Below are 20,710 nucleotides of genomic sequence, written 5' to 3'. Positions count from 1 at the left end.
GGTGAGTGCCAGGCAGTTGACCAGGTGGACGAAGCGGCGGGACAGCCGGACTGGAGGTGCGCGGGATGCTCAGCGAACGCAGGCTCGAAGTGCTGCGCGCCATCGTCCAGGACTACGTCGGGACGGAGGAGCCGGTCGGCTCCAAGGCGCTGACCGAGCGCCATCAGCTCGGCGTCTCCCCGGCCACGGTCCGCAACGACATGGCGGTCCTGGAGGACGAGGGGTTCATCGCCCAGCCGCACACCAGCGCGGGGCGGATCCCGACCGACAAGGGCTATCGCCTGTTCGTCGACAAGCTGGCCGGCGTCAAGCCGCTGTCCAGCCCGGAGCGGCGGGCGATCCAGAACTTCCTGGACGGCGCCGTCGATCTCGACGACGTGGTGGGGCGCACGGTACGGCTGCTGGCGCAGCTGACCCGGCAGGTCGCGGTCGTGCAGTACCCGTCCCTGACGCGGTCCACGGTCCGGCACGTCGAGCTGCTGTCGCTGGCCCCGGCCCGGCTGATGCTCGTACTGATCACGGACACCGGACGGGTCGAGCAGCGCTTGGTCGACTGCCCGTCGCCGTTCGGTGAGACGTCGCTCGCGGATCTGCGGGCGCGGCTCAACAGCTGTGTCGTGGGGCGCCGGTTCGCGGATGTGCCGCAGCTGGTGCAGGAACTGCCGGACTCCTTCGAGCAGGAGGACCGCGGCACGGTCTCGACAGTGCTGTCGGTGTTGCTGGAGACTCTGGTGGAGGAGACCGAGGAGCGGCTGGTGATCGGCGGAACCGCCAATCTCACGCGCTTCGGGCACGATTTCCCACTGACCATCCGGCCGGTGCTGGAAGCCCTTGAGGAGCATGTGGTGCTGCTCAAGCTGCTCGGGGAGGCCAAGGACTCGGGCATGACCGTAAGAATCGGGCATGAGAATGCTCATGAGGGTCTGACGTCCACCTCGGTCGTCGCCGTCGGTTACGGTTCGGGCGACGAGGCAGTCGCCAAACTCGGCGTGGTCGGACCGACCCGCATGGACTATCCAGGAACGATGGGAGCGGTACGCGCAGTGGCACGTTACGTCGGACAGATCCTCGCGGAGTCGTAAGTGGCCACGGATTACTACGCGGTCCTGGGCGTTCGGCGCGATGCCTCGCAGGACGAGATCAAGAAGGCATTCCGTCGGCTGGCGCGCGAGCTGCACCCGGATGTGAACCCGGATCCCAAGACCCAGGAGCGGTTCAAGGAGATCAACGCCGCCTACGAGGTGCTGTCGGATCCGCAGAAGAAGCAGGTCTACGACCTCGGCGGCGACCCGCTCTCGCAGTCGGGCGGCGGTGCGGGCGCGGGCGGCTTCGGCGCGGGCTTCGGCAACTTCTCCGACATCATGGACGCGTTCTTCGGCACGGCCTCGCAGCGCGGACCGCGCTCGCGGACCCGCCGCGGCCAGGACGCCATGATCCGGCTCGACATCGAGCTGAACGAAGCGGCCTTCGGGACGACCAAGGACATCCAGGTCGACACCGCCGTCGTCTGCACGACGTGCAGCGGTGAGGGCGCGGCGCCCGGGACCTCGGCGCAGACCTGTGACATGTGCCGCGGCCGCGGTGAGGTCTCGCAGGTCACCCGGTCCTTCCTGGGCCAGGTCATGACCTCCCGGCCGTGTCCTCAGTGCCAGGGCTTCGGGACCGTCGTGCCGACGCCGTGCCCGGAGTGCGCGGGCGACGGGCGGATCCGCTCCCGCCGCACCCTCACCGTCAAGATCCCGGCCGGTGTCGACAACGGCACCCGGATCCAGCTCGCGGGCGAGGGCGAGGTCGGCCCCGGCGGCGGCCCCGCCGGTGACCTCTACGTCGAGATCCACGAGCTGCCGCACTCGGTCTTCCAGCGGCGCGGCGACGATCTGCACTGCACGGTCACGATCCCGATGACGGCGGCGGCGCTGGGCACCAAGTGCCCGCTGGAGACGCTGGACGGGGTCGAGGAGATCGATGTGCGGCCCGGTACCCAGTCCGGTCAGTCGATCCCGCTGCACCAGCGCGGTGTGACCCATCTGCGCGGCGGCGGCCGTGGCGATCTCATCGTCCACGTCGAGGTGCTGACACCCGCCAAGCTCGATCCCGAGCAGGAAGAGCTGCTCCGCCGGCTGGCCAAGCTCCGCGGCGAAGAGCGCCCCACGGGCCAGTTCCAGCCGGGACAGCAAGGGCTCTTCTCGCGCCTCAAGGACGCGTTCAACGGGCGGTAGGCAGGTGGGGGTGGTGCCGGAGGTCCGGGGGTTGCTCCCCCGGGCGGGCACTGTCAGTCGGGACAGCAGGGGCTGTTCTCGTGCCTGAAGGATGTGTTCAACGGGCGGTGGCCCGCGGCGGGATGTGACCGCGCCGGTTTCCGGGGAAGTGCCCCGGAAATCGGCGCGAACCCGTTTCGGGACGGGGTCGCGGGCGTGACACGATGTGGCCATGTCCACCGCGCTGACCGATTTCTGCCGCTATCCGATCGTGCAGGCCCCGATGGCGGGCGGCGTTGCCCGTCCGGAGCTGGCCGCCGCTGTCAGCGAAGCCGGCGGCCTCGGCTTCCTCGCCGCCGGTTACAAGACCGCCGACGGCATGTACCAGGAGATCAAACAGCTGCGCGGGCTGACCGACCGGCCCTTCGGCGTGAACCTCTTCATGCCGCAGCCCGCGCTCGCCGACATCGCGGCCGTCGAGGTCTACCGCGAGCAGCTCGCCGGGGAAGCGGCCTGGTACGAGACGCCGCTCGGCGAGATCGACCCGAGCGGCTGCGGCGACGACGGATACGAGGCCAAGCTGGCGATCCTGCGCGAGGATCCGGTGCCGGTGGTCTCCTTCCACTTCGGCTGTCCCTCCCGTGCCGTCCTCGACGCGTTCGACAGAGTCGGCACGTACACCATCGTCTCCGCCACCACCGTGGCCGAGGCACAGGACGTACAGCGGTCCGGCGCGGACGCGGTCTGCGTCCAGGGCGTCGAGGCCGGCGGCCACCAGGGCACCCACCGCGACGATCCGCAGGCCGACGGCACCGGCGCCGGTATCGGACTGCTCTCGCTGATCACGCAGGTCCGCGAGGCCGTGCAGATCCCGGTCATCGCGGCGGGCGGGCTGATGCGCGGTGCGCAGATCGCCGCCGCGCTGGCGGCCGGTGCCACCATGGCGCAGCTCGGCACGGCCTTCCTGGCCACCCCCGAGTCGGGTGCCCACGCCCTGCACAAGGAGGCGCTGACCAACCCGCTGTTCACCCGCACCGAGCTGACCCGGGCGTTCTCCGGGCGCCCGGCCCGCGGCCTGGTCAACCGCTTCCTGCGCGAGCACGGCCCGTACGCGCCCGCCGCCTACCCCGCCGTCCACCACCTCACCTCCGGTCTGCGCAAGGCCGCGGCGAAGACGGGTGACGCGCAGGGCATGGCGCTGTGGGCCGGGCAGGGCCACCGGATGGCGCGGGAGCTGCCCGCCGGGCAGCTGGTGGAGGTGCTCGCGGCCGAACTGGACGCGGCGCGCACCGCGTTGAGCAGCGGCGCCGCGGCCGGTGACGCCGGGGACGCGTCGTGACGGCGCCGGTCTTCCTCGTCGGCTCGCTCGCCGGTGTGCGGCCCGGTGACACGCTGACCCTGGACGGGCCGGAGGGCCGGCACGCGGTGTCGGTGCGGCGGCTGCGGGCCGGCGAGGAGGTCGTGCTGACGGACGGCGGCGGCGCGGGCGCCTACGGCACCGTCGCGGATGTCGAGGGCAAGGACCGGCTGACGGTCGCGGTCACGGACGTCCGCAGCGAGGCGCCTCAGACGCCCCGGATCACCGTGGTGCAGGCGCTCCCCAAGGGCGACCGGGGCGAGCTGGCCGTCGAGACGATGACCGAGACCGGTGTGGACGCCGTCGTCCCGTGGGCGGCGGCGCGCTGCGTCACCCAGTGGAAGGGCGAGCGGGCCGCCAAGTCCCTTGCCAAATGGCGGGCGACGGCCCGCGAGGCGGGCAAGCAGTCGCGCCGGCTGACCTTCCCCGAGGTCGCGGACCCGATGACGACCAAGCAGGTCGCCGCGCTGCTCGCGGAGGCCGACTTCGCCGCGGTCCTGCACGAGGAGGGCAGCACCCCGCTGGCCACCGCCGAACTCCCGGAGAGCGGCTCCATCGTGCTCGTCGTCGGCCCCGAGGGCGGCGTCTCCCCGGAGGAACTGGCCGCCTTCGACGCGGCCGGGGCCCGGCCCTACCGCCTCGGCCGGACCGTGCTGCGCACCTCCACCGCCGGTACGGCCGCGACGGCGCTGCTGCTGGGGCGCACCGGACGGTGGAGCTGACCGCCCCGCCGTTCGCTGCCGGGCCGGCTCACCCGGGCGCCGGATCAGACCAGCTTGGCGTCGAGCGTGATGTTCTTGACGCCCGCCAGCGCCTGGCTCACCGGGCAGTTGGCCTTGGCGTCCTGGGCGGCGGCCTGGAAGTCCGCCTCGGACAGACCGGGGACACGGGCCCGGACGGTCAGGGCGATGGCGGTGATGCCCTCGCCGGGCTGGAAGGTGACATCGGCCTGGGTGTCGAGGGCCTCGACGGTGTGGCCCTTGCCCGCCAGGCCGTGCGAGAAGGCCATGGAGTAGCAGGAGGAGTGGGCCGCGGCGATCAGTTCCTCGGGGCTGGTGACGCCGTTCGGCTGCTCCGCGCGGGCCGGCCAGTTCACGTCGTACGTACCGACCTTGGAGGACTCCAGGGCGACGGTGCCCTTGCCCTCCATGAGGTTGCCTTCCCAGTGGGTCTTGGCGGTGCGGGTGGTTGCCATGGTGCATAACTCCTGGTGGTGGGCGGAAAGAGGTCTGCGGGCCCCAGCTTAGTGACCCCGCGCCGCCGCGACCTGCTGATCGGGCCACCCGCGCGGTGGGTCACCGGGGGCCGCCGGACGATCCGGTTCCGCCCGGTTCCGCCCGGTACGCCGTTCGCGGACCGGTCCGCGCGCCGCCGGGCCGGGGGCGCCCGGTAGCATCCGAGGCCGTACGCATGGTGCGTACGGCGCATGCCGCGTACTCCCCGACGCGATCCGTGCCGCGGCCGCTGACCCGGTCCGGCGCGGCCCGCCCGGCGCGACGCGGCGGCCGAAGACCCGGGAGGAGCCCACCGGTGGCGGGAGAACCGCAGGCCGACTGCCTGTTCTGCAAGATCGTGGCGGGGGAGGTGCCGGCGACCATCGTCCGGGAGACCGAGACGACCGTCGCCTTCCGTGACATCAACCCCCAGGCCCCGACCCACATCCTGGTGATCCCCAAGGTCCACTACGCCAACGCCCTGGAGCTGGCCGCCGCCGAACCGGCCATCGCCGGTGACGTGCTGCGCGAGGCGGGCGTGGTGGCCGCCGCGGAGAAGGTCGACACGACCGGGTACCGCATCGTCTTCAACACCGGGCCCGGCGCCGGTCAGACCGTCTTCCACGCCCATGCGCACCTGCTGGGCGGCCGCGACCTCCAGCGTCTGGTCTGACGGGGCCGAGTTGTCCGTACGCGAACTGGTCGTCCTGGGCACCGCGAGTCAGGTCCCCACCCGGCACCGCAACCACAACGGCTATCTGCTGCGCTGGGACGGCCAGGGGCTGCTCTTCGACCCCGGTGAGGGGACGCAGCGCCAGATGCTGCGCGCCGGGGTCGCCGCGCACGACCTCAACCGGATCTGCGTCACGCACTTCCACGGCGACCACTCGCTGGGCCTGGCCGGGGTGATCCAGCGGATCAACCTGGACCGGGTGCCGCATCCGGTCACCGCCCACTATCCGGCGAGCGGACAGCACTTCTTCGACCGGCTGCGCTACTCCACCGCCTACCGCGAGACGGTCCGGCTGACGCAGCGGCCGGTCGCCGCCGACGGCGCGCTGGACCGGACGGCGTCCTACGTCCTGGAGGCGTACCGGCTCTCGCACCCCGTCGAGTCGTACGGCTACCGCCTGGTGGAGCCCGACGCCCGGCGGATGCTGCCCGGCCTCCTGGCGGAGCGCGGGATCACCGGCCCGGACGTCGGTCGGCTGCAACGCGAGGGCGAGCTGCGCGGCGTCCGCCTCGACGAGGTGAGCGAGCTCCGGCCCGGCCAGCGGTTCGCGTTCGTCATGGACACCCGGCTCTGCGACGGGGTGCACGCCCTGGCAGCAGGCGCGGACATGCTCGTCATCGAGTCGACGTTCCTGGACGAGGACCTCCGGCTCGCCGAGGACCACGGGCATCTGACGGCCGGCCAGGCAGCCGAGGCGGCGGCGCGGGCGGGGGTGCGCCACCTCGTGCTGACGCACTTCTCGCAGCGCTACTCCGACCCCGGGGAGTTCGGGCGGCAGGCACGCGCAGCGGGGTTCACCGGCGAACTCACCATCGCCCAGGACCTGATGCGCGTGCCGGTGCCCAAGCGCCGCTGAGCGCCCGGCCCGCGCCTACGGCAGGTAGTACATCGGGTTCGGCATCTTGAACGTCCGGTCCCCGGCGCCGCCCTGGAGATCGCTGTACTGGTCGCCGAAGTTGGCGACGATGTCATAGCCGAGCGACTCGATGTGCTTGCGGGTGCCCGACTTGAAGCCGATCGTCGAGCAGGTGGCGCCGCACGGCAGGTACGCGGGCGGGTGCTCCTTGTCCTTCAGGTAGACGTGCGTACGGTCCAGCGGTACGTCGTAGCCGACGTTCTTGAGGTTGCGCACGCTCCAGGCGCGCTGCGCCTCCTTGCGGCCGGTGAGGAAGAAGACCTCGGCGCCCTTGTCGTGCGCCCAGTTGACCAGCCGGTCCATGCCGAAGACCGCGTCCATGTCCTTGGTGGCGAGGTACTTGTCCTGGCTCGCCTCGGTGAAGTGGAAGCCGACCTGGAGCTCGTAGTTGTAGGTGAGCAGGGTGGTGTCGTCCATGTCGAGGACGATGGCGGGCTTGGCGGGCTTGGCGGGCTTGCCGTGGCCCCGGCCGGGCCGGTGGGCGGCGGACTGCGCACGGTACTTGGCGAGCGCCTTGGTCAGGTAGGTGCGGGCCTTGGCCTCGATGTCGCGGACCTGGCGGCCGTAGTTGCTGTCGGGGGAGGCGTAGTGCTCGCCGTCGGCGGTGACCTTGTCGCCGTAGTACGCCTTGATCTGGTCCTGCACCAGCGTCAGGTTGGGGATCTCCTTGTCGGTGCGCGGCACGGAGTGCTCCGCGGTGGCCTGGCCGATGCCGAACACCGCCGTACCGGCGACGAGTGCGGTGACCACCGCGGCACCGAGGCGGGTACGTCGGGAGAGGGCGGGGAGGGGCATGCGGCTCCTTCGGGAGGTAAAGACGGACCCAAGTAGGTTTAACAGAGCCTCATATCGGTATCTACGCGCGCAGATTCAACGCTTGGCAAAGGCTGGCGGCCGGGCGCGGCGGCCGGTGCCGTCGCGGGTGTTGACGGGCGCGCCGCGCGCTCCCTAGCCTCCATCCTCATGTGTGGACGCCATTTACATAGCGGGACGAATGAGGAATGAGGCGACGCCATGACGGCTGACCGTGCCACCCCCGCCGCACCCACCGCCCCCGCGGACCTCGTCCTCACCGAGGTCCGGCTCACCCCCGTCCTCATCGCCGACCCGCCACTGCTGAACACCCAGGGCGTCCACCAGCCCTACACCCCCCGGCTGATCATCGAGGTGGTCACCGCGGGCGGCGCCACCGGCCTCGGCGAGACCTACGGCGATACCGAGTACCTCGAACTGGCCCGCCCGCTGGCCGAGGCGCTGATCGGCCGGCCGGTCACGGATCTGAACGGACTGCCCGCGCTCGCCGCCCGGGTCTGCGGCGACTCACCGGCCGCCACCGGCGCGGACGCGGTGGACGCCGGCGGGCTGCGCGGTGTGCGGACCGCCGACAAGCTGCGGCTCTCGGTGCTCTCCGGGTTCGAGGTCGCCTGCCTGGACGCCTGGGGCCACGCCACCGGCCTGCCCGTGCACGCGCTGCTCGGCGGCAAGGTCCGCGACCGCGTCGAGTACAGCGCCTACCTCTTCTACCGCTGGGCCCGGCACCCGGGCGGCCGCGGGGAACCCGACGACTGGGGCGCGGCGCTCGATCCGGCCGGCGTCGTCGCGCAGGCCCGCCGCTTCGCCGACACCTACGGTTTCACGTCCTTCAAGCTCAAGGGCGGTGTGTACGAGCCCGCGCGGGAGGTCGCGGCGGTCCGGGCGCTGGCGGCGGCCTTCCCCGGGCGCCCGCTGCGCCTGGACCCCAACGGCGCCTGGAGCGTGCCGGTCGCGCTGGGGGTCGCGCACGAGCTGCGGGACGTCCTGGAGTACCTGGAGGACCCGGCGAGCGGTACCGCGCGGATGGCTGAGGTGGCCGCCGGTACGGATCTGCCGCTGGCCACCAACATGTGCGTCACCACCTTCGACGAGATCGCCGAGGCGTTCACCCGCGGCGCCGTCCAGATCGTCCTCGCCGACCACCACTACTGGGGCGGGCTGCGCAACACCCGCGAACTCGCCGCCGTCTGCCGTACCTTCGGCGTCGGCCTGTCCATGCACTCCAACACCCACCTGGGCATCAGCCTCGCCGCCATGACGCACGTCGCCGCGACCGTCCCCCACCTCGACCACGCCTGCGACACCCACTACCCCTGGCAGCGCGAGGACGTCCTCACCGAGCGGCTCACCTTCCGCGACGGCCGCCTCGACGTGAGCGACGCCCCCGGCCTCGGCGTCACCCTCGACCGCGACCGGCTCGCCGCGCTGCACCGCCGCTGGCTGGCCGACGACGGCGGCCAGCGCGTCCGCGACGACGCCGCGGCCATGCGGGTGGCCGACCCCGGCTGGGTCACCCCCGCCGTCCCGCGCTGGTGACGTGACCGGGGGCGGCCGCGGTCCCGGGCGGTGTCGCCCGGCACGCGTACGGTGTGGCACGGTTTCCTGGCGGTGCGCCACAGTGGGGCCCGTACGCGATCTTTGAGAGGGGCTGTCCCCATGGCACAGGAAGTGCGCGGCGTCATCGCGCCGGGGAAGAACGAGCCGGTCCGGCTGGAGACGATCCTGGTGCCGGACCCGGGTCCGGGCGAGGCCGTGGTGAAGATCCAGGCGTGCGGGGTGTGCCACACCGATCTGCACTACAAGCAGGGCGGCATCAACGACGACTTCCCGTTCCTGCTCGGGCACGAGGCGGCCGGTGTCGTGGAGTCCGTCGGCGCCGGGGTCACCGATGTCGCCCCCGGTGACTTCGTGATCCTCAACTGGCGCGCGGTCTGCGGGCAGTGCCGGGCGTGTCTGCGCGGCCGCCCGCAGTACTGCTTCGACACGCACAACGCGAAGCAGAAGATGACCCTGACGGACGGCACGGAGCTGAGCCCGGCGCTCGGCATCGGCGCCTTCGCCGACAAGACGCTGGTCGCCGCGGGCCAGTGCACCAAGGTCGATCCGCAGGTCTCGCCGGCCGTCGGCGGGCTGCTGGGCTGCGGTGTGATGGCGGGCATCGGCGCCGCCATCAACACCGGCGCGGTCGGCCGCGGCGACTCGGTCGCGGTCATCGGCTGCGGCGGGGTGGGCGACGCGGCGGTGGTCGGCGCCCGGCTGGCCGGCGCGGCCCGGATCATCGCGGTGGACGTCGACGACCGGAAGCTGACGACCGCCCGCACGATGGGCGCCACCCACACCGTCAACTCCCGCACCACCGACGCCGTCGAGGCGATCCGCGAGCTGACCGGCGGCTTCGGCGCGGATGTCGTCATCGACGCGGTGGGCCGCCCGGAGACGTACCGGCAGGCGTTCTACGCCCGCGACCTGGCGGGCACCGTCGTCCTCGTCGGTGTGCCGACCCCGGAGATGACCCTGGAGCTGCCGCTGCTGGACGTCTTCGGCCGCGGCGGCGCCCTCAAGTCCTCCTGGTACGGCGACTGCCTGCCGTCCCGCGACTTCCCGATGCTCATCGACCTGCACCAGCAGGGCCGGATCGACCTCGGCGCGTTCGTCACCGAGACCATCGGCATCGACGGCGTCGAGGGGGCCTTCGAGCGGATGCACGCGGGCGACGTCCTGCGCTCGGTGGTGGAGTTCTGATGGCGGCCCGGATCGACCACCTCGTCACCTCCGGCACCTTCTCGCTGGACGGCGGCACCTGGGACGTCGACAACAACGTCTGGATCGTCGGCGACGACGAGGACGCGATCGTCATCGACGCCGCCCACGACGCCGACGCCATCCTCGCCGCCCTCGGCGGCCGGCGGCTGCGCGCGATCGTCTGCACCCACGCGCACAACGACCACATCGACGCCGCCCCGGCACTGGCCGCCCGTACCGGTGCCACCATCCACCTGCACCCCGGCGACCTGCCGCTGTGGCAGCGGACCCATCCCGACTCCGCACCGGACGCGGAGCTGGCCGACGGGCAGGTGCTGACCATCGCCGGCACGGACCTGACCGTGCTGCACACCCCGGGCCACGCGCCCGGCGCGGTCTGCCTGTACGCGCCCGCCCTCGGCGCGGTCTTCACCGGTGACACCCTCTTCCAGGGCGGCCCGGGTGCCACCGGCCGGTCCTTCTCGGACTTCCCGACGATCGTCGGCTCGATCCGCGACCGGCTGCTGACCCTGCCCCCGGAGACGAAGGTCCTCACCGGCCACGGCGATCCGACGACGATCGGCGCCGAGGCACCGCACCTGGACGAATGGATCAGGCGCGGGCACTGACCGCTACGCCACCGTGGCTGCCCGCGCCAGGATGCGGGCGGCCACCGCGGGGGAGTCCACCAGCGGATGCAGCGCCAGCGCGCGCAGCGCCGCCGCGTGGTCGTGGCCCGTCGCCGCCGCCACCGTCGCCCGCTCGACCGCCTTGATCTGCAACATCAGCCCCAGCTGGTCCTCGCGCAGCGGTGCGCACGGCAGCGGGCGGGCTCCCTCGGCGGTCACCTCGCAGACCGTCTCCACGATCGCGTCCGGCGCCAGCTGCGGCACCGTCGTCCCGTTGCGGACGTTCAGGATCAGCCGGGTGCCCCGGCCGTCCGCGAGGGCCCGCATCAGGGCCAGCGCGACCCGGTCGTAGCCGCCGCCCTCCAGATCCTCGCTGTCGCGCTGCCAGCGCCCGCTCGCCTCCCGGCTGTGCGCCAGGTACGTCTCCTCGCGCTCCAGCCGGATCCGCTCCCACAGCGCGTACGCCGCGTCCGGGCTGCCGGCCGCCGCCGCCTCGAAGAAGCCGCCCTGCTGCCGGTCGAGGAACTCGCCCCGGGTCCGCGCGGTGTCGCGCAGCGCGTCCAGGGTCTCCCGGCGGAAGTAGTAGTAGTGCAGATACTCGTTGGGCAGCGCGCCCAGCGTGCGCAGCCACTCGCCGCCGAACAGCCGGCCCTCCTCGAAGGAGCCCAGCGCCGCGTCGTCCGCGAGCAGCCCTGGCAGCAGCTCGGTGCCGTCCACCACCAGCGACCGCAGCCAGCCGAGGTGGTTGAGCCCCACGTAGTCGTACCGCAGCCGCTCCGGGTCCGCGAAGGCCGCCGGATCGGCGCCGGCCGCGCGGGCCGCCCGGCGCACCAGCCCCACCGGCGAATCGCAGATCCCGATGACCCGCTCGCCCAGCACCTGGGCCATCGCCTCGGTGACCATGCCCGCGGGGTTGGTGAAGTTGATGACCCACGCCCCCGGCGCGCGGGCCGCGATCCGCTCGGCGAGGTGCCTCGCCACCGGGATCGTCCGCAGCCCGTACAGGACGCCGCCGGCCCCCACCGTCTCCTGGCCGAGCACGCCCTCGGACAGCGGGATCCGCTCGTCGCGGACGCGCCCCGCGGTGCCGCCCACCCGGATCGCGGAGAAGACGAAGTCGGCACCGGTCAGCGCGGCGTCCAGATCGTCCGCGACCCGTACGGCCACCGGCGCGGGGCGGCCCTGCGCCAGCCGGGCCAGGACATCGGTGATCACCTTGAGCCGCAGCGGATCGGTGTCGTACAGCGTCACCTCGGAAACGGAGCGTGCCGGGTCGTCCAGCAGCGCGCGGTAGACCAGCGGCACCCGGAATCCGCCACCGCCGAGAATCGTGAGCCTCATGAGGCGGAACGTATCGCAGAGATCGGGCAGACTGGCGGCACGGGCCGGAACGAGAGGGGCCAGCACGGTGAGCAGACGCGACGCACCACCGCCCACGCGCCAGAGTGCCGCGCCGCCGGTGCTCGACCCGCTGGCCGCGGTGCGCGCCGACGGTGATCCGCGCACCGACGTCTTCCTCACCGGCACGGTCTTCCTCGACATCATCTTCACCGGCCTGGACACCGCGCCGGTCCGCGGCACCGAGTCCTGGGCCCGCGGGATGGGCTCCAGCCCCGGCGGCGTCGCCAACATGGCCACCGCGCTGGCCAGGCTCGGACTGCACACCTCACTGGCCGCCGCGTTCGGCGACGACATGTACGGCGAGTACTGCTGGGACGCGCTCGCCCAGGGCGAGGGCATCGACCTGTCGCTGTCGCGTACGGTGCCCGGCTGGCACTCCCCGGTCACCGTCTCCATGGCGTACGAGGGCGAGCGCACGATGGTCTCGCACGGCCATGAGGCGCCGCCGTCCGAGGCCGCCTTCGACAGCCGCCACGCACCGGGCTGCCCGCCGCCGTCCCGCGCCTGCGTCACCTCGCTGGTGCCCGGCCGCCGGGAGGAGTGGCTGGGCTGCGCGGCCGGCCGCGGCAGCCGGATCTTCGCGGACGTCGGCTGGGACGACACCGGCCGCTGGGATCCGGCCGATCTCGCCGGCCTCGAACACTGCGAGGCGTTCCTGCCGAACGCAGAGGAGGCGATGCGCTACACCCGCACGGACTGCCCCCGCGCGGCCGCCCGCAAGCTCGCGGAGCGGGTGCCGCTCGCGGTGGTCACCATGGGTGCGGAGGGCGCCTGCGCGGTGGACGGCAGGACCGGCGAGAGCGCCGAGGTGCCCGCCATCACCGTCGAGGAGCTGGACCCGACCGGCGCGGGCGATGTGTTCGTCGCCGGGTTCATCACCGGCACCCTCGCCGGCTGGCCGCTCACCGACCGGCTGTCCTTCGCGGGGCTGACCGCCGCCCTGTCCGTGCAGGAGTTCGGCGGCTCGCTCTCCGCACCCGGCTGGGCCGAGATCGCCGCCTGGTGGCAGCAGGTACGCGACTTCGAGCGGCGGGCGGGCGGCGGGCCGGAGGTGCCCGCCGCCCCGGCGCTGCCGGTGGGACCGGCCACCTCGGCGGCCTCGGTGCTGCCGGGCGCCCAGGATCCGGCCGTCGCGGCCGCCCCGGCGACACCGGCCGCCGCGGCCCGGCTGCGCCACCGCTATGCCTTCCTGGACACCGTCCTGCCCACCGCCGACCGGCCGTCGCCGCTGGCCCGCGCCGTCCCCACGATCGGCTTCCGCCGGCCGGCCTGAGCGGCCGGGCGGCAGCGGCCGGCCGCGGGGACCGGGCAGGTCCCTCCGCCGCCCTCCGCCGCCCTCCGCCGCCCTCCGCCGTGCCGCGCCCGTGCGTCGCCCCGGGGCGCGTTAAAGCCCTCGGGCTTGTCGGTGCACCGACGTACTCTTGGTAGTCCAGGGGGCCGCGTTTCCGGCACCTCTCTTCAGGCACCTCATACGAGCAAAGGACGGGGGTTGAGCAGGCCACAGAGCCGGCCCATGACTCAGACACCCACGCGACCGCAAGCACGCGCCCAGTTCACCGTCCCGGCCAGTCACCCCATGGTCACGGTCCTGGGATCCGGAGACAGCCTCCTGCGCGTGATCGAGACAGCTTTCCCGGCAACCGACATCCACGTCCGGGGCAATGAAGTCAGCGCGGTCGGCGATGCGCAGGAAGTCGCCCTGATCCAGCGCCTGTTCGACGAGATGATGCTGGTGCTCCGCACCGGACAACCGATGACGGAGGACGCAGTGGAACGCTCCATCGCCATGCTGCGCTCGGCGGAGAACGGCGACGGAGCGGTGGGCGTCACCCCCGCCGAGGTGCTCACCCAGAACATCCTCTCCAACCGCGGCCGCACGATCCGCCCCAAGACCCTCAACCAGAAGCGCTATGTCGACGCCATCGACGCGCACACCGTCGTCTTCGGCATCGGCCCGGCCGGTACCGGCAAGACCTATCTGGCGATGGCCAAGGCGGTACAGGCCCTCCAGGCCAAGCAGATCAACCGCATCATCCTGACCCGCCCCGCGGTCGAGGCCGGCGAGCGTCTGGGCTTCCTGCCCGGCACCCTCTACGAGAAGATCGACCCGTATCTGCGCCCGCTCTACGACGCGCTGCACGACATGCTCGACCCCGACTCCATCCCGCGCCTGATGGCCGCGGGCACGATAGAGGTCGCGCCGCTGGCGTACATGCGGGGCCGGACGCTCAACGACGCGTTCATCATTCTCGACGAGGCGCAGAACACCAGCCCCGAGCAGATGAAGATGTTCCTCACCCGCCTCGGCTTCGAATCGAAGATCGTCATCACCGGCGACGTCACCCAGGTCGATCTCCCCAACGGCACCAAGAGCGGTCTGCGCCAGGTCCAGGACATCCTGGAGGGCGTCGAGGACGTGCATTTCTCCCGCCTCACCAGCCAGGACGTCGTCCGCCACCGGCTGGTCGGCCGTATCGTCGAGGCATACGAGCAGTACGACAGCCGCAACGGCCAGTAGGCCCCGGCACCGCATGTCCCCGGGCCCGCAAGCCCCGGGGCCGGCCCAGAGAAGCGAGAAGTCACACCCCCCATGTCGATCGACGTCAACAACGAATCCGGTACGGACATCGACGAGCAGGCCGTCCTGGACGTCGCCCGCTACGCCGTCGCCCGGATGCGCATCCACCCGCTCTCCGAGCTGTCCGTCATCGTCGTGGACGCCGAGGCCATGGAGCAGCTCCACATCCAGTGGATGGACCTCCCCGGTCCGACCGATGTCATGTCCTTCCCGATGGACGAACTGCGCCCGCCGGCCAAGGACGACGAGGAGCCCCCGCAGGGACTCCTCGGTGACATCGTGCTCTGCCCCGAGGTGGCCAAGAAGCAGGGCGAGGAGGCGCCGACCGGGCACTCCATGGACGAGGAGCTGCAACTGCTCACCGTCCACGGCGTGCTGCACCTCCTCGGCTACGACCACGAGGAGCCGGACGAGAAGGCCGAGATGTTCGGCCTGCAAGCGGCGATCATCGACGGCTGGCGTGCCGAGCGGGGCCTGACCGGCCCCTCCCCGGCCCCCACCGTCACCTGACCGGGCCGCGCCATGACCTTTCAGCTGATCGCCGTCGCGGTCCTCCTCGTCGTGATCGCCTGGCTCGCCGCCTGCGCGGAGGCCGGGCTGGCCCGGACGACCAGCTTCCGCGCCGCGGCGGCCGTCCGGTCCGGCCGCCGCGGCAGCGCCAAGCTCGCCGCCGTCGCCGCCGACCCCACCCGCTATCTGAACGTCGCGCTGCTGGTGCGGGTCGGCTGCGAGATGGCCGCCGGCGTCCTCGTCACCTACGCCTGCCTGCGCTCCTTCGACAGGACCTGGCAGGCGCTGACCGTGGCCATCGCCGTGATGGTGCTGGTCTCCTATGTCGCCGTCGGCGTCTCGCCGCGCACCATCGGCCGCCAGCACCCGCTCAACACCGCGACCGCCGCCTCCTACGTCCTGCTGCCGCTGGCCCGCGTCATGGGCCCCGTCCCGCGGCTGCTGATCCTGCTCGGCAACGCCTTCACGCCCGGGAAGGGCTTCCGCCAGGGCCCGTTCGCCTCCGAGGCGGAGCTGCGCTCGCTGGTCGACCTCGCCGAGAAGGAGTCGCTGATCGAGGACGAGGAGCGCCGGATGGTGCACTCCGTCTTCGAACTCGGCGACACCCTCGTGCGCGAGGTCATGGTGCCGCGGACGGACCTGGTGGCCGTCGAGCGCTACAAGACCATCCGCCAGGCGCTGACCCTCGCGCTGCGCTCCGGTTTCTCGCGTATCCCGGTGACCGGCGAGAACGAGGACGACATCGTCGGCATGGTCTATCTCAAGGACCTCGCCCGCAAGGTGCACATCAGCCGGGACGCCGAGACCGAGCTGATCTCCTCGGCGATGCGCCCGGCGGTCTTCGTACCGGACACCAAGAACGCCGGTGATCTGCTGCGCGAGATGCAGCAGGACCGCAACCACGTCGCGGTGGTGATCGACGAGTACGGCGGCACGGCCGGCATCGTGACGATCGAGGACATCCTGGAGGAGATCGTCGGTGAGATCACCGACGAGTACGACCGCGAGCTGCCGCCCGTCGAGGACCTCGGCGACGGCCGCTACCGCGTCACCGCCCGGCTGGACATCGGCGATCTCGGCGAGCTGTACGGCCTGTCCGAGCTGGACGACGAGGACGTCGAGACGGTCGGCGGACTCCTCGCCAAGCAGCTCGGCCGGGTGCCGATCGCGGGCGCCACCGCCGAGGTCGATCTCTCCTCCGACGCTTCCGACCCGGGCCTGACGGCCCTGCGGCTGACCGCGGAGTCACCGGCGGGGCGCCGCAACAAGATCATCACGGTGCTGTGCGAACCGGTCCGCGGTACACCGGGCGCGGTCCGCGGCGCGGACGAGCGGCCGGCCGCACACTGACCGGTCCCCGCCTCTTGAAGCCCCCCACCGGGCCCCGCATATGCTCGCCTGCATGAGCGAATCCGCACCGCTGGACCCGGAAGACCGCAAGATCATCACGCTCGCGCGCTCGGCGCGGGCCCGTAACGGCGTGCCCGAGGGCGCCGCCGTGCGCGACGAGACCGGCCGCACCTACGTCGCCGGCACCGTCGCCCTGGACTCGTTGCAGCTCAGCGCGTTGCGGACGGCCGTGGCGATGGCCGTCGCCAGCGGCGCGACATCCCTGGAGGCGGCGGCCGTGGTCACGGACGCCGAGCGCGCCGCCGATGCGGACCTGGCCGCCGTCCGGGACCTCGGCGGCCCCACGACGCCGGTCCTGCTCGCGGGCCCCGACGGCACCCTGCGCGCCACCGTCCCGGCGGGCTGACCGCGGGACCGGGGGCCTGCGCCGGCCGGGCTGCCCCTTCCGGCTCCGGGCGTGAGCAGGTGAGGCGCCGGAGATCCCGGTGAGACCGATCTTGCCGGGTCCGCCTGCTTCGCGGGAGCTTCGGGCCGGCGGGGTACCGCGCCGGCGCGCGGTTCCTTCCGGCCGGGGACGTGGTGGCCGAGGGTTCCCGGCGAGGCGCCGAGCGGCTTCACGACCGACGTGATCGAAGCGGCCGGGGCCGGGCCGCCGGCCGTGGCACGCGAACGCGCGGCCGGTCCGCGGTGCTGCGGACGCGGGTGCGGGGCGGTCAGCCGGTGGTCGTCCGGGATGCGCCGCGGGGGGAGCGGTGCCGGTCCACGATCCCCTCGACGATCCTCAGCAAGCGGTCCCCCGTCTGATCGATGCTTCTGTTCTGCGTGCTGACCTGCGCGCCTTCGAGTACGAAGGTGATCTCGGCCGCGGCCTGCTCGGGGTCGGGCAGCCCGGCCTCGGCGCACATGCCGACCAGCCTGCGGGTCTGGCGGGCCTTGTGCTTCTCGATCACCTGCCGTGCGGGGTGGGAGCGGTCGGGCAGCTCGGCGATGGAGTTGATGAACGGGCAGCCCCGGTGCGAGACCGCCGGCAGTCCCTCGGCGATGAAGCGGGCCAGGCCCAGGATCTGCTCCCTGGGCCGGCCGGGGTGTTCCGCCTCGACCCGGTCGAAGGCCGCCTGGTAGTCGGCGGCGACGATCCGCAGCCACTCCGCGACCAGCATGTCCTTGGTTTCGAAGTGCCGGTAGATCGCCATTTTGGTGGTCTCGGCCCGCTCAGCGATGGCCTGGACGCCCACCCGCCGGATCCCCTCGCGCTGGAAGAGCTCTTCCGCCGCGTCGAGGATGCGCTCACGAGGCGGCAGTTTCGCCACCCTGCTCGGCCTTCTGGCGATCGATGCCATGACTGCTCCGTGACGTCCGGTCCGTTGTGGGGCCCCTCATTTCCCGTCACGATACCAGTTTGTCCCGCACGATACCGTTGGGTATCGTCAGGTGCTCGACGGTATCGTTCTTTCCGCTGGGAGTGCGCAGTGAGGATTTCCGAGTACGTGAGCTTCGACGCGGTCGGGCTCGCGGAGCTGGTGGCCAAGGGCGAGGTGACCCCCGCCGAACTGGAAGCAGCCGCACGCGAGGCCGCGCAGGCGGTCGATCCGCAGATCAACGCCATCGTGGAGACCTGGCCGGCCGACGACGAGCCCGGCCCCGGCAGCACACCGCTGGCCGGGGTCCCTTTCCTGATCAAGGACATCGGGGTCGCCATGGCCGGACGGCGAATGGAACTGGGCAGCCGTCTCGCGGCCGGCAACGTCGCCGGCGCCGATTCCTCCCTGATGCTGCGCTTCCGCCGTGCCGGCCTCGTGACGTTCGGGCGTACCACGACACCGGAGATGGCCTACAGCACCACGACGGAACCGGTGCTGTACGGCCCGACCCGCAACCCGTGGGACCTGGAGCGGAGCGCGGGCGGATCCAGTGGGGGCGCGGGCGCGGCTGTCGCTGCCGGGGTGGTCCCGATCGCGCACGGCACCGACGCCGCGGGCTCGCTCCGCATCCCCGCCGCCTATAACGGCCTCTTCGGGCTGAAGCCCACCCGTGGCCGGGTCTCCGTGGGCCCCTTCTTCGACGAGATCTTCAACGGCCTGGCCGTGCACGGCAGTGTCAGCCGCACGGTACGCGACAGTGCGGCACTGCTCGATCAGATCCGCGGCCCGGAACCGGGTGACCCCTACTTCGCCCAGGAGCCGTCCCGGCCGTACGCGGAGGAAGTCACCCGCCACCCGGGCTCGCTGCGGATCGGTGTCCTCGCCCAGGCGTGGGGCGGACGTCGCACCACCACACCGGTGGCCGACGCGCTCTCCCGCACCGTGCGTCTGCTCGAATCCCTCGGTCACCAGGTGGCGGAGGTCAAGGTCGACCTCGGGGCCGACTGGGAGGAGTTCGTCCTGGCCAACGCCCGTCTGATGGCGGCGAATCTCACGGCCTCGGTCGACGAGCTGGCTGCCGCCTTCGACCGGCCCGTCGACTCCTCGACCCTTGAGCCGGTGACCCTCGCCGGCTACCACTACGGGCAGCGGGTCAGTGGCGCCCAGTTCGTCGCCGCTCTCGCGATCCGGAACCGGGTCGCCCGAAGCCTGGCACGGTACTTCGACGCTCACGACCTGCTGCTCACCCCGACCTTGCCGGAGCTTCCGGTGCCCTTGGGCACCCACGCCGAGGGCGCGGCGGCGCTGGACGGCCTCGGCTGGCTTCGCCGCCTCTTCGACCTCGCGCCGTTCTCCGCGCCGTTCAATGTGGCGGGCACGCCCGCCATGTCCGTGCCGGTGACGGCCGACGCCGGGACGGGGCTCCCGGTCGGTATGCAGTTCGCTGCCGGTTACGGGCTCGAAGGCCGTCTCTTCCGCCTCGCCGGACAACTCGAACAGGCCGGCCCGTGGTCGGGCCGGACCCCCACGGTGTGGGCCGGGAACCACCCGGGCCACTGAGGAGTGCCCCTGGAGAGCCGGGAGCCGACGGCGCGGACCCCGCACCGGGCGAGTGGGAGAACCACGTCGTGCAGGTCGCCCGGCGACGCCGTCGCGCATGGCGTGCTCGCGTTCTCGCGCCGTTCCCCGGGCGGCGGCACCAACCGCCTCGGGGGACCAACCGCCTCGGGGGGCGACACCGGCCCGTCCGCGGCGGCCGTCCCCACCCTGACCTGGCGGTGCCCGGCCCGCCGGGTGCGGGCCGGACCGGGCGGGTGGTCGGCGCGGCCCCGGCGATCGGGGAGAATGGGCGCCATGAGCGCTCGTACAGACTCCCCCGCCCCGCACCGCGCCGGCTTCGCGTGCTTCGTCGGCCGCCCGAACGCGGGCAAGTCCACCCTCACGAACGCTCTCGTCGGCACGAAGGTGGCCATCACCTCCAACCGGCCGCAGACCACCCGCCACACCGTGCGCGGGATCGTGCACCGCCCCGACGCGCAGCTGGTCCTCGTCGACACCCCCGGCCTGCACAAGCCGCGCACGCTGCTCGGCGAGCGGCTCAACGACATCGTGCGGACCACCTGGTCCGAGGTCGACGTCATCGGCTTCTGCCTGCCCGCCGACCAGAAGCTCGGCCCCGGCGACCGTTTCATCGCCACCGAGCTGGCCGGTATCAAGAAGACCCCCAAGGTCGCCATCGTCACCAAGACCGACCTGGTCGACTCCAAGACGCTGGCCGCCCAGCTGATCGCCATCGACCAGCTCGGCCGCGACCTCGGTATCGAGTGGGCCGAGATCATCCCGGTCTCCGCCGTCGACTCGGAGGCCGAACGCGGCGCCGCGAAGAAGAACGGCGAGGACGGACCGGCCGGTGACCGGCGGGGCGCCGGTCAGGTCGCGCTCCTCGCCGATCTGCTCGTCCCGCTCCTCCCGGAGAGCCCGCCGCTCTACCCCGAGGGCGACCTCACCGACGAGCCCGAGCAGGTCATGGTCGCCGAGCTGATCCGCGAGGCCGCGCTGGAGGGCGTACGCGACGAGCTGCCGCACTCCATCGCCGTCGTCGTCGAGGAGATGCTGCCGCGCGAGGACCGCCCGGCCGACCGGCCGCTGCTGGACATCCACGCCAATGTCTACATCGAGCGGCCCAGCCAGAAGGGCATCATCATCGGCCCGAAGGGCAAGCGCCTCAAGGAGGTCGGCATGAAGTCGCGCAAGCACATCGAGGCGCTGCTCGGCACGCCGGTCTTCCTGGACCTGCACGTCAAGGTCGCCAAGGACTGGCAGCGCGACCCCAAGCAGCTGCGCAAGCTCGGCTTCTAGCGCACGCACGGACGCGCGCACCCGCCGGACCGCCGGGTGCGCGCACCGG

Annotated in this window: 20 protein-coding genes; 16 read left to right on the top strand and 4 right to left on the bottom strand. The window is 72.4% G+C overall.

Annotated elements, in window-relative coordinates; genetic code table 11:
- Positions 1-65 precede the first annotated feature (65 nt).
- The 4 genes from hrcA (at position 66) to ACLJWH_RS16285 (ending at position 4,277) form a co-directional block, all read left to right on the top strand.
- The gene (gene hrcA, locus ACLJWH_RS16300) at positions 66-1,082 is read left to right on the top strand and encodes a heat-inducible transcriptional repressor HrcA (RefSeq protein ID WP_411142423.1); all 1,017 of its coding nucleotides are present in this window, start codon (positions 66-68) and stop codon (positions 1,080-1,082) included.
- The gene (dnaJ, locus tag ACLJWH_RS16295) at positions 1,083-2,219 is read left to right on the top strand and encodes a molecular chaperone DnaJ (RefSeq protein ID WP_411142422.1); all 1,137 of its coding nucleotides are present in this window, start codon (positions 1,083-1,085) and stop codon (positions 2,217-2,219) included.
- A 211-nt stretch (positions 2,220-2,430) separates the two neighbouring features.
- Complete coding sequence (locus ACLJWH_RS16290; RefSeq protein ID WP_411142421.1) at positions 2,431-3,537, top strand: nitronate monooxygenase; 1,107 nt, start codon at positions 2,431-2,433, stop codon at positions 3,535-3,537.
- On the top strand, positions 3,534-4,277 hold the full coding sequence (locus ACLJWH_RS16285) for a 16S rRNA (uracil(1498)-N(3))-methyltransferase (RefSeq protein WP_411142420.1): 744 nt from the start codon (positions 3,534-3,536) through the stop codon (positions 4,275-4,277). The genes ACLJWH_RS16290 and ACLJWH_RS16285 overlap by 4 nt, the downstream gene beginning before the upstream one ends.
- A 44-nt stretch (positions 4,278-4,321) precedes the next feature.
- Here the strand turns inward: ACLJWH_RS16285 and ACLJWH_RS16280 are convergent, their stop codons facing one another.
- Positions 4,322-4,750 carry an OsmC family peroxiredoxin gene (locus tag ACLJWH_RS16280; protein WP_052855706.1) on the bottom strand — a complete coding sequence of 143 codons (429 nt, stop codon included), beginning with the start codon at positions 4,748-4,750 and terminating at the stop codon, positions 4,322-4,324.
- A gap of 335 nt (positions 4,751-5,085) precedes the next feature.
- On the opposite strand from ACLJWH_RS16280, the gene ACLJWH_RS16275 reads away from it, so the two are divergent.
- Positions 5,086-5,442 carry a histidine triad nucleotide-binding protein gene (locus ACLJWH_RS16275; RefSeq protein ID WP_052855705.1) on the top strand — a complete coding sequence of 119 codons (357 nt, stop codon included), beginning with the start codon at positions 5,086-5,088 and terminating at the stop codon, positions 5,440-5,442.
- Between the two features lie 10 nt (positions 5,443-5,452).
- The gene (locus tag ACLJWH_RS16270; protein ID WP_411142419.1) at positions 5,453-6,358 is read left to right on the top strand and encodes a ribonuclease Z; all 906 of its coding nucleotides are present in this window, start codon (positions 5,453-5,455) and stop codon (positions 6,356-6,358) included.
- A 15-nt stretch (positions 6,359-6,373) separates the two neighbouring features.
- Here the strand turns inward: ACLJWH_RS16270 and ACLJWH_RS16265 are convergent, their stop codons facing one another.
- Positions 6,374-7,213, bottom strand: coding sequence for an HAD family acid phosphatase (locus tag ACLJWH_RS16265; RefSeq protein ID WP_411142418.1), 840 nt, complete (start codon positions 7,211-7,213; stop codon positions 6,374-6,376).
- 219 nt (positions 7,214-7,432) lie between these two features.
- Between ACLJWH_RS16265 and ACLJWH_RS16260 the strand changes: the two genes are divergently transcribed.
- The 3 genes from ACLJWH_RS16260 (at position 7,433) to ACLJWH_RS16250 (ending at position 10,602) form a co-directional block, all read left to right on the top strand.
- Positions 7,433-8,767, top strand: coding sequence for an enolase C-terminal domain-like protein (locus tag ACLJWH_RS16260; protein ID WP_411142417.1), 1,335 nt, complete (start codon positions 7,433-7,435; stop codon positions 8,765-8,767).
- Between the two features lie 120 nt (positions 8,768-8,887).
- Entirely contained in the window at positions 8,888-9,973 is a 1,086-nt protein-coding gene (locus ACLJWH_RS16255; RefSeq protein ID WP_411142416.1) for an S-(hydroxymethyl)mycothiol dehydrogenase, read from the top strand.
- A complete protein-coding gene (locus tag ACLJWH_RS16250) occupies positions 9,973-10,602 on the top strand; it encodes an MBL fold metallo-hydrolase (protein WP_411142415.1) in 630 nt (209 codons plus the stop codon). Before ACLJWH_RS16255 ends, ACLJWH_RS16250 begins: the two co-directional genes overlap by 1 nt.
- 3 nt (positions 10,603-10,605) lie before the next feature.
- Here the strand turns inward: ACLJWH_RS16250 and ACLJWH_RS16245 are convergent, their stop codons facing one another.
- Positions 10,606-11,943 carry a 6-phospho-beta-glucosidase gene (locus ACLJWH_RS16245; RefSeq protein ID WP_411142414.1) on the bottom strand — a complete coding sequence of 446 codons (1,338 nt, stop codon included), beginning with the start codon at positions 11,941-11,943 and terminating at the stop codon, positions 10,606-10,608.
- Here ACLJWH_RS16245 and ACLJWH_RS16240 point away from each other — a divergent pair.
- The 5 genes from ACLJWH_RS16240 to ACLJWH_RS16220 all read left to right on the top strand — a co-directional run bounded on the left by ACLJWH_RS16240 (position 11,942) and on the right by ACLJWH_RS16220 (position 16,847).
- Complete coding sequence (locus ACLJWH_RS16240) at positions 11,942-13,276, top strand: carbohydrate kinase family protein (RefSeq protein ID WP_411142413.1); 1,335 nt, start codon at positions 11,942-11,944, stop codon at positions 13,274-13,276. The two genes, ACLJWH_RS16245 and ACLJWH_RS16240, sit on opposite strands and share 2 nt — an antisense overlap.
- Positions 13,277-13,516: 240 nt before the next feature.
- Positions 13,517-14,521 (top strand): PhoH family protein, encoded by a 1,005-nt coding sequence (locus ACLJWH_RS16235; protein ID WP_052855699.1) that lies wholly within the window; start codon positions 13,517-13,519, stop codon positions 14,519-14,521.
- Positions 14,522-14,593: 72 nt separating this feature from the next.
- The gene (gene ybeY / locus ACLJWH_RS16230) at positions 14,594-15,091 is read left to right on the top strand and encodes an rRNA maturation RNase YbeY (protein WP_411142412.1); all 498 of its coding nucleotides are present in this window, start codon (positions 14,594-14,596) and stop codon (positions 15,089-15,091) included.
- A gap of 12 nt (positions 15,092-15,103) precedes the next feature.
- Complete coding sequence (locus ACLJWH_RS16225) at positions 15,104-16,441, top strand: hemolysin family protein (RefSeq protein ID WP_411142411.1); 1,338 nt, start codon at positions 15,104-15,106, stop codon at positions 16,439-16,441.
- A gap of 52 nt (positions 16,442-16,493) precedes the next feature.
- On the top strand, positions 16,494-16,847 hold the full coding sequence (locus ACLJWH_RS16220; protein WP_131122388.1) for a cytidine deaminase: 354 nt from the start codon (positions 16,494-16,496) through the stop codon (positions 16,845-16,847).
- Between the two features lie 307 nt (positions 16,848-17,154).
- Here the strand turns inward: ACLJWH_RS16220 and ACLJWH_RS16215 are convergent, their stop codons facing one another.
- The gene (locus ACLJWH_RS16215; protein WP_411142410.1) at positions 17,155-17,781 is read right to left on the bottom strand and encodes a TetR/AcrR family transcriptional regulator; all 627 of its coding nucleotides are present in this window, start codon (positions 17,779-17,781) and stop codon (positions 17,155-17,157) included.
- A 129-nt stretch (positions 17,782-17,910) separates the two neighbouring features.
- Here ACLJWH_RS16215 and ACLJWH_RS16210 point away from each other — a divergent pair, with 129 nt between their 5' ends.
- Together ACLJWH_RS16210 and ACLJWH_RS16205 are read left to right on the top strand one after the other, a co-directional pair.
- Positions 17,911-19,362 carry an amidase gene (locus tag ACLJWH_RS16210; RefSeq protein WP_411142409.1) on the top strand — a complete coding sequence of 484 codons (1,452 nt, stop codon included), beginning with the start codon at positions 17,911-17,913 and terminating at the stop codon, positions 19,360-19,362.
- A 294-nt stretch (positions 19,363-19,656) separates the two neighbouring features.
- Entirely contained in the window at positions 19,657-20,661 is a 1,005-nt protein-coding gene (locus ACLJWH_RS16205; protein WP_411142408.1) for a GTPase Era, read from the top strand.
- Positions 20,662-20,710 lie beyond the last annotated feature (49 nt).

The organism is Streptomyces sp. x-80, from assembly GCF_046549095.1.
Taxonomy (GTDB): domain Bacteria; phylum Actinomycetota; class Actinomycetes; order Streptomycetales; family Streptomycetaceae; genus Streptomyces; species Streptomyces celluloflavus.
This window is presented reverse-complemented; position numbering and strand designations above follow the sequence as displayed.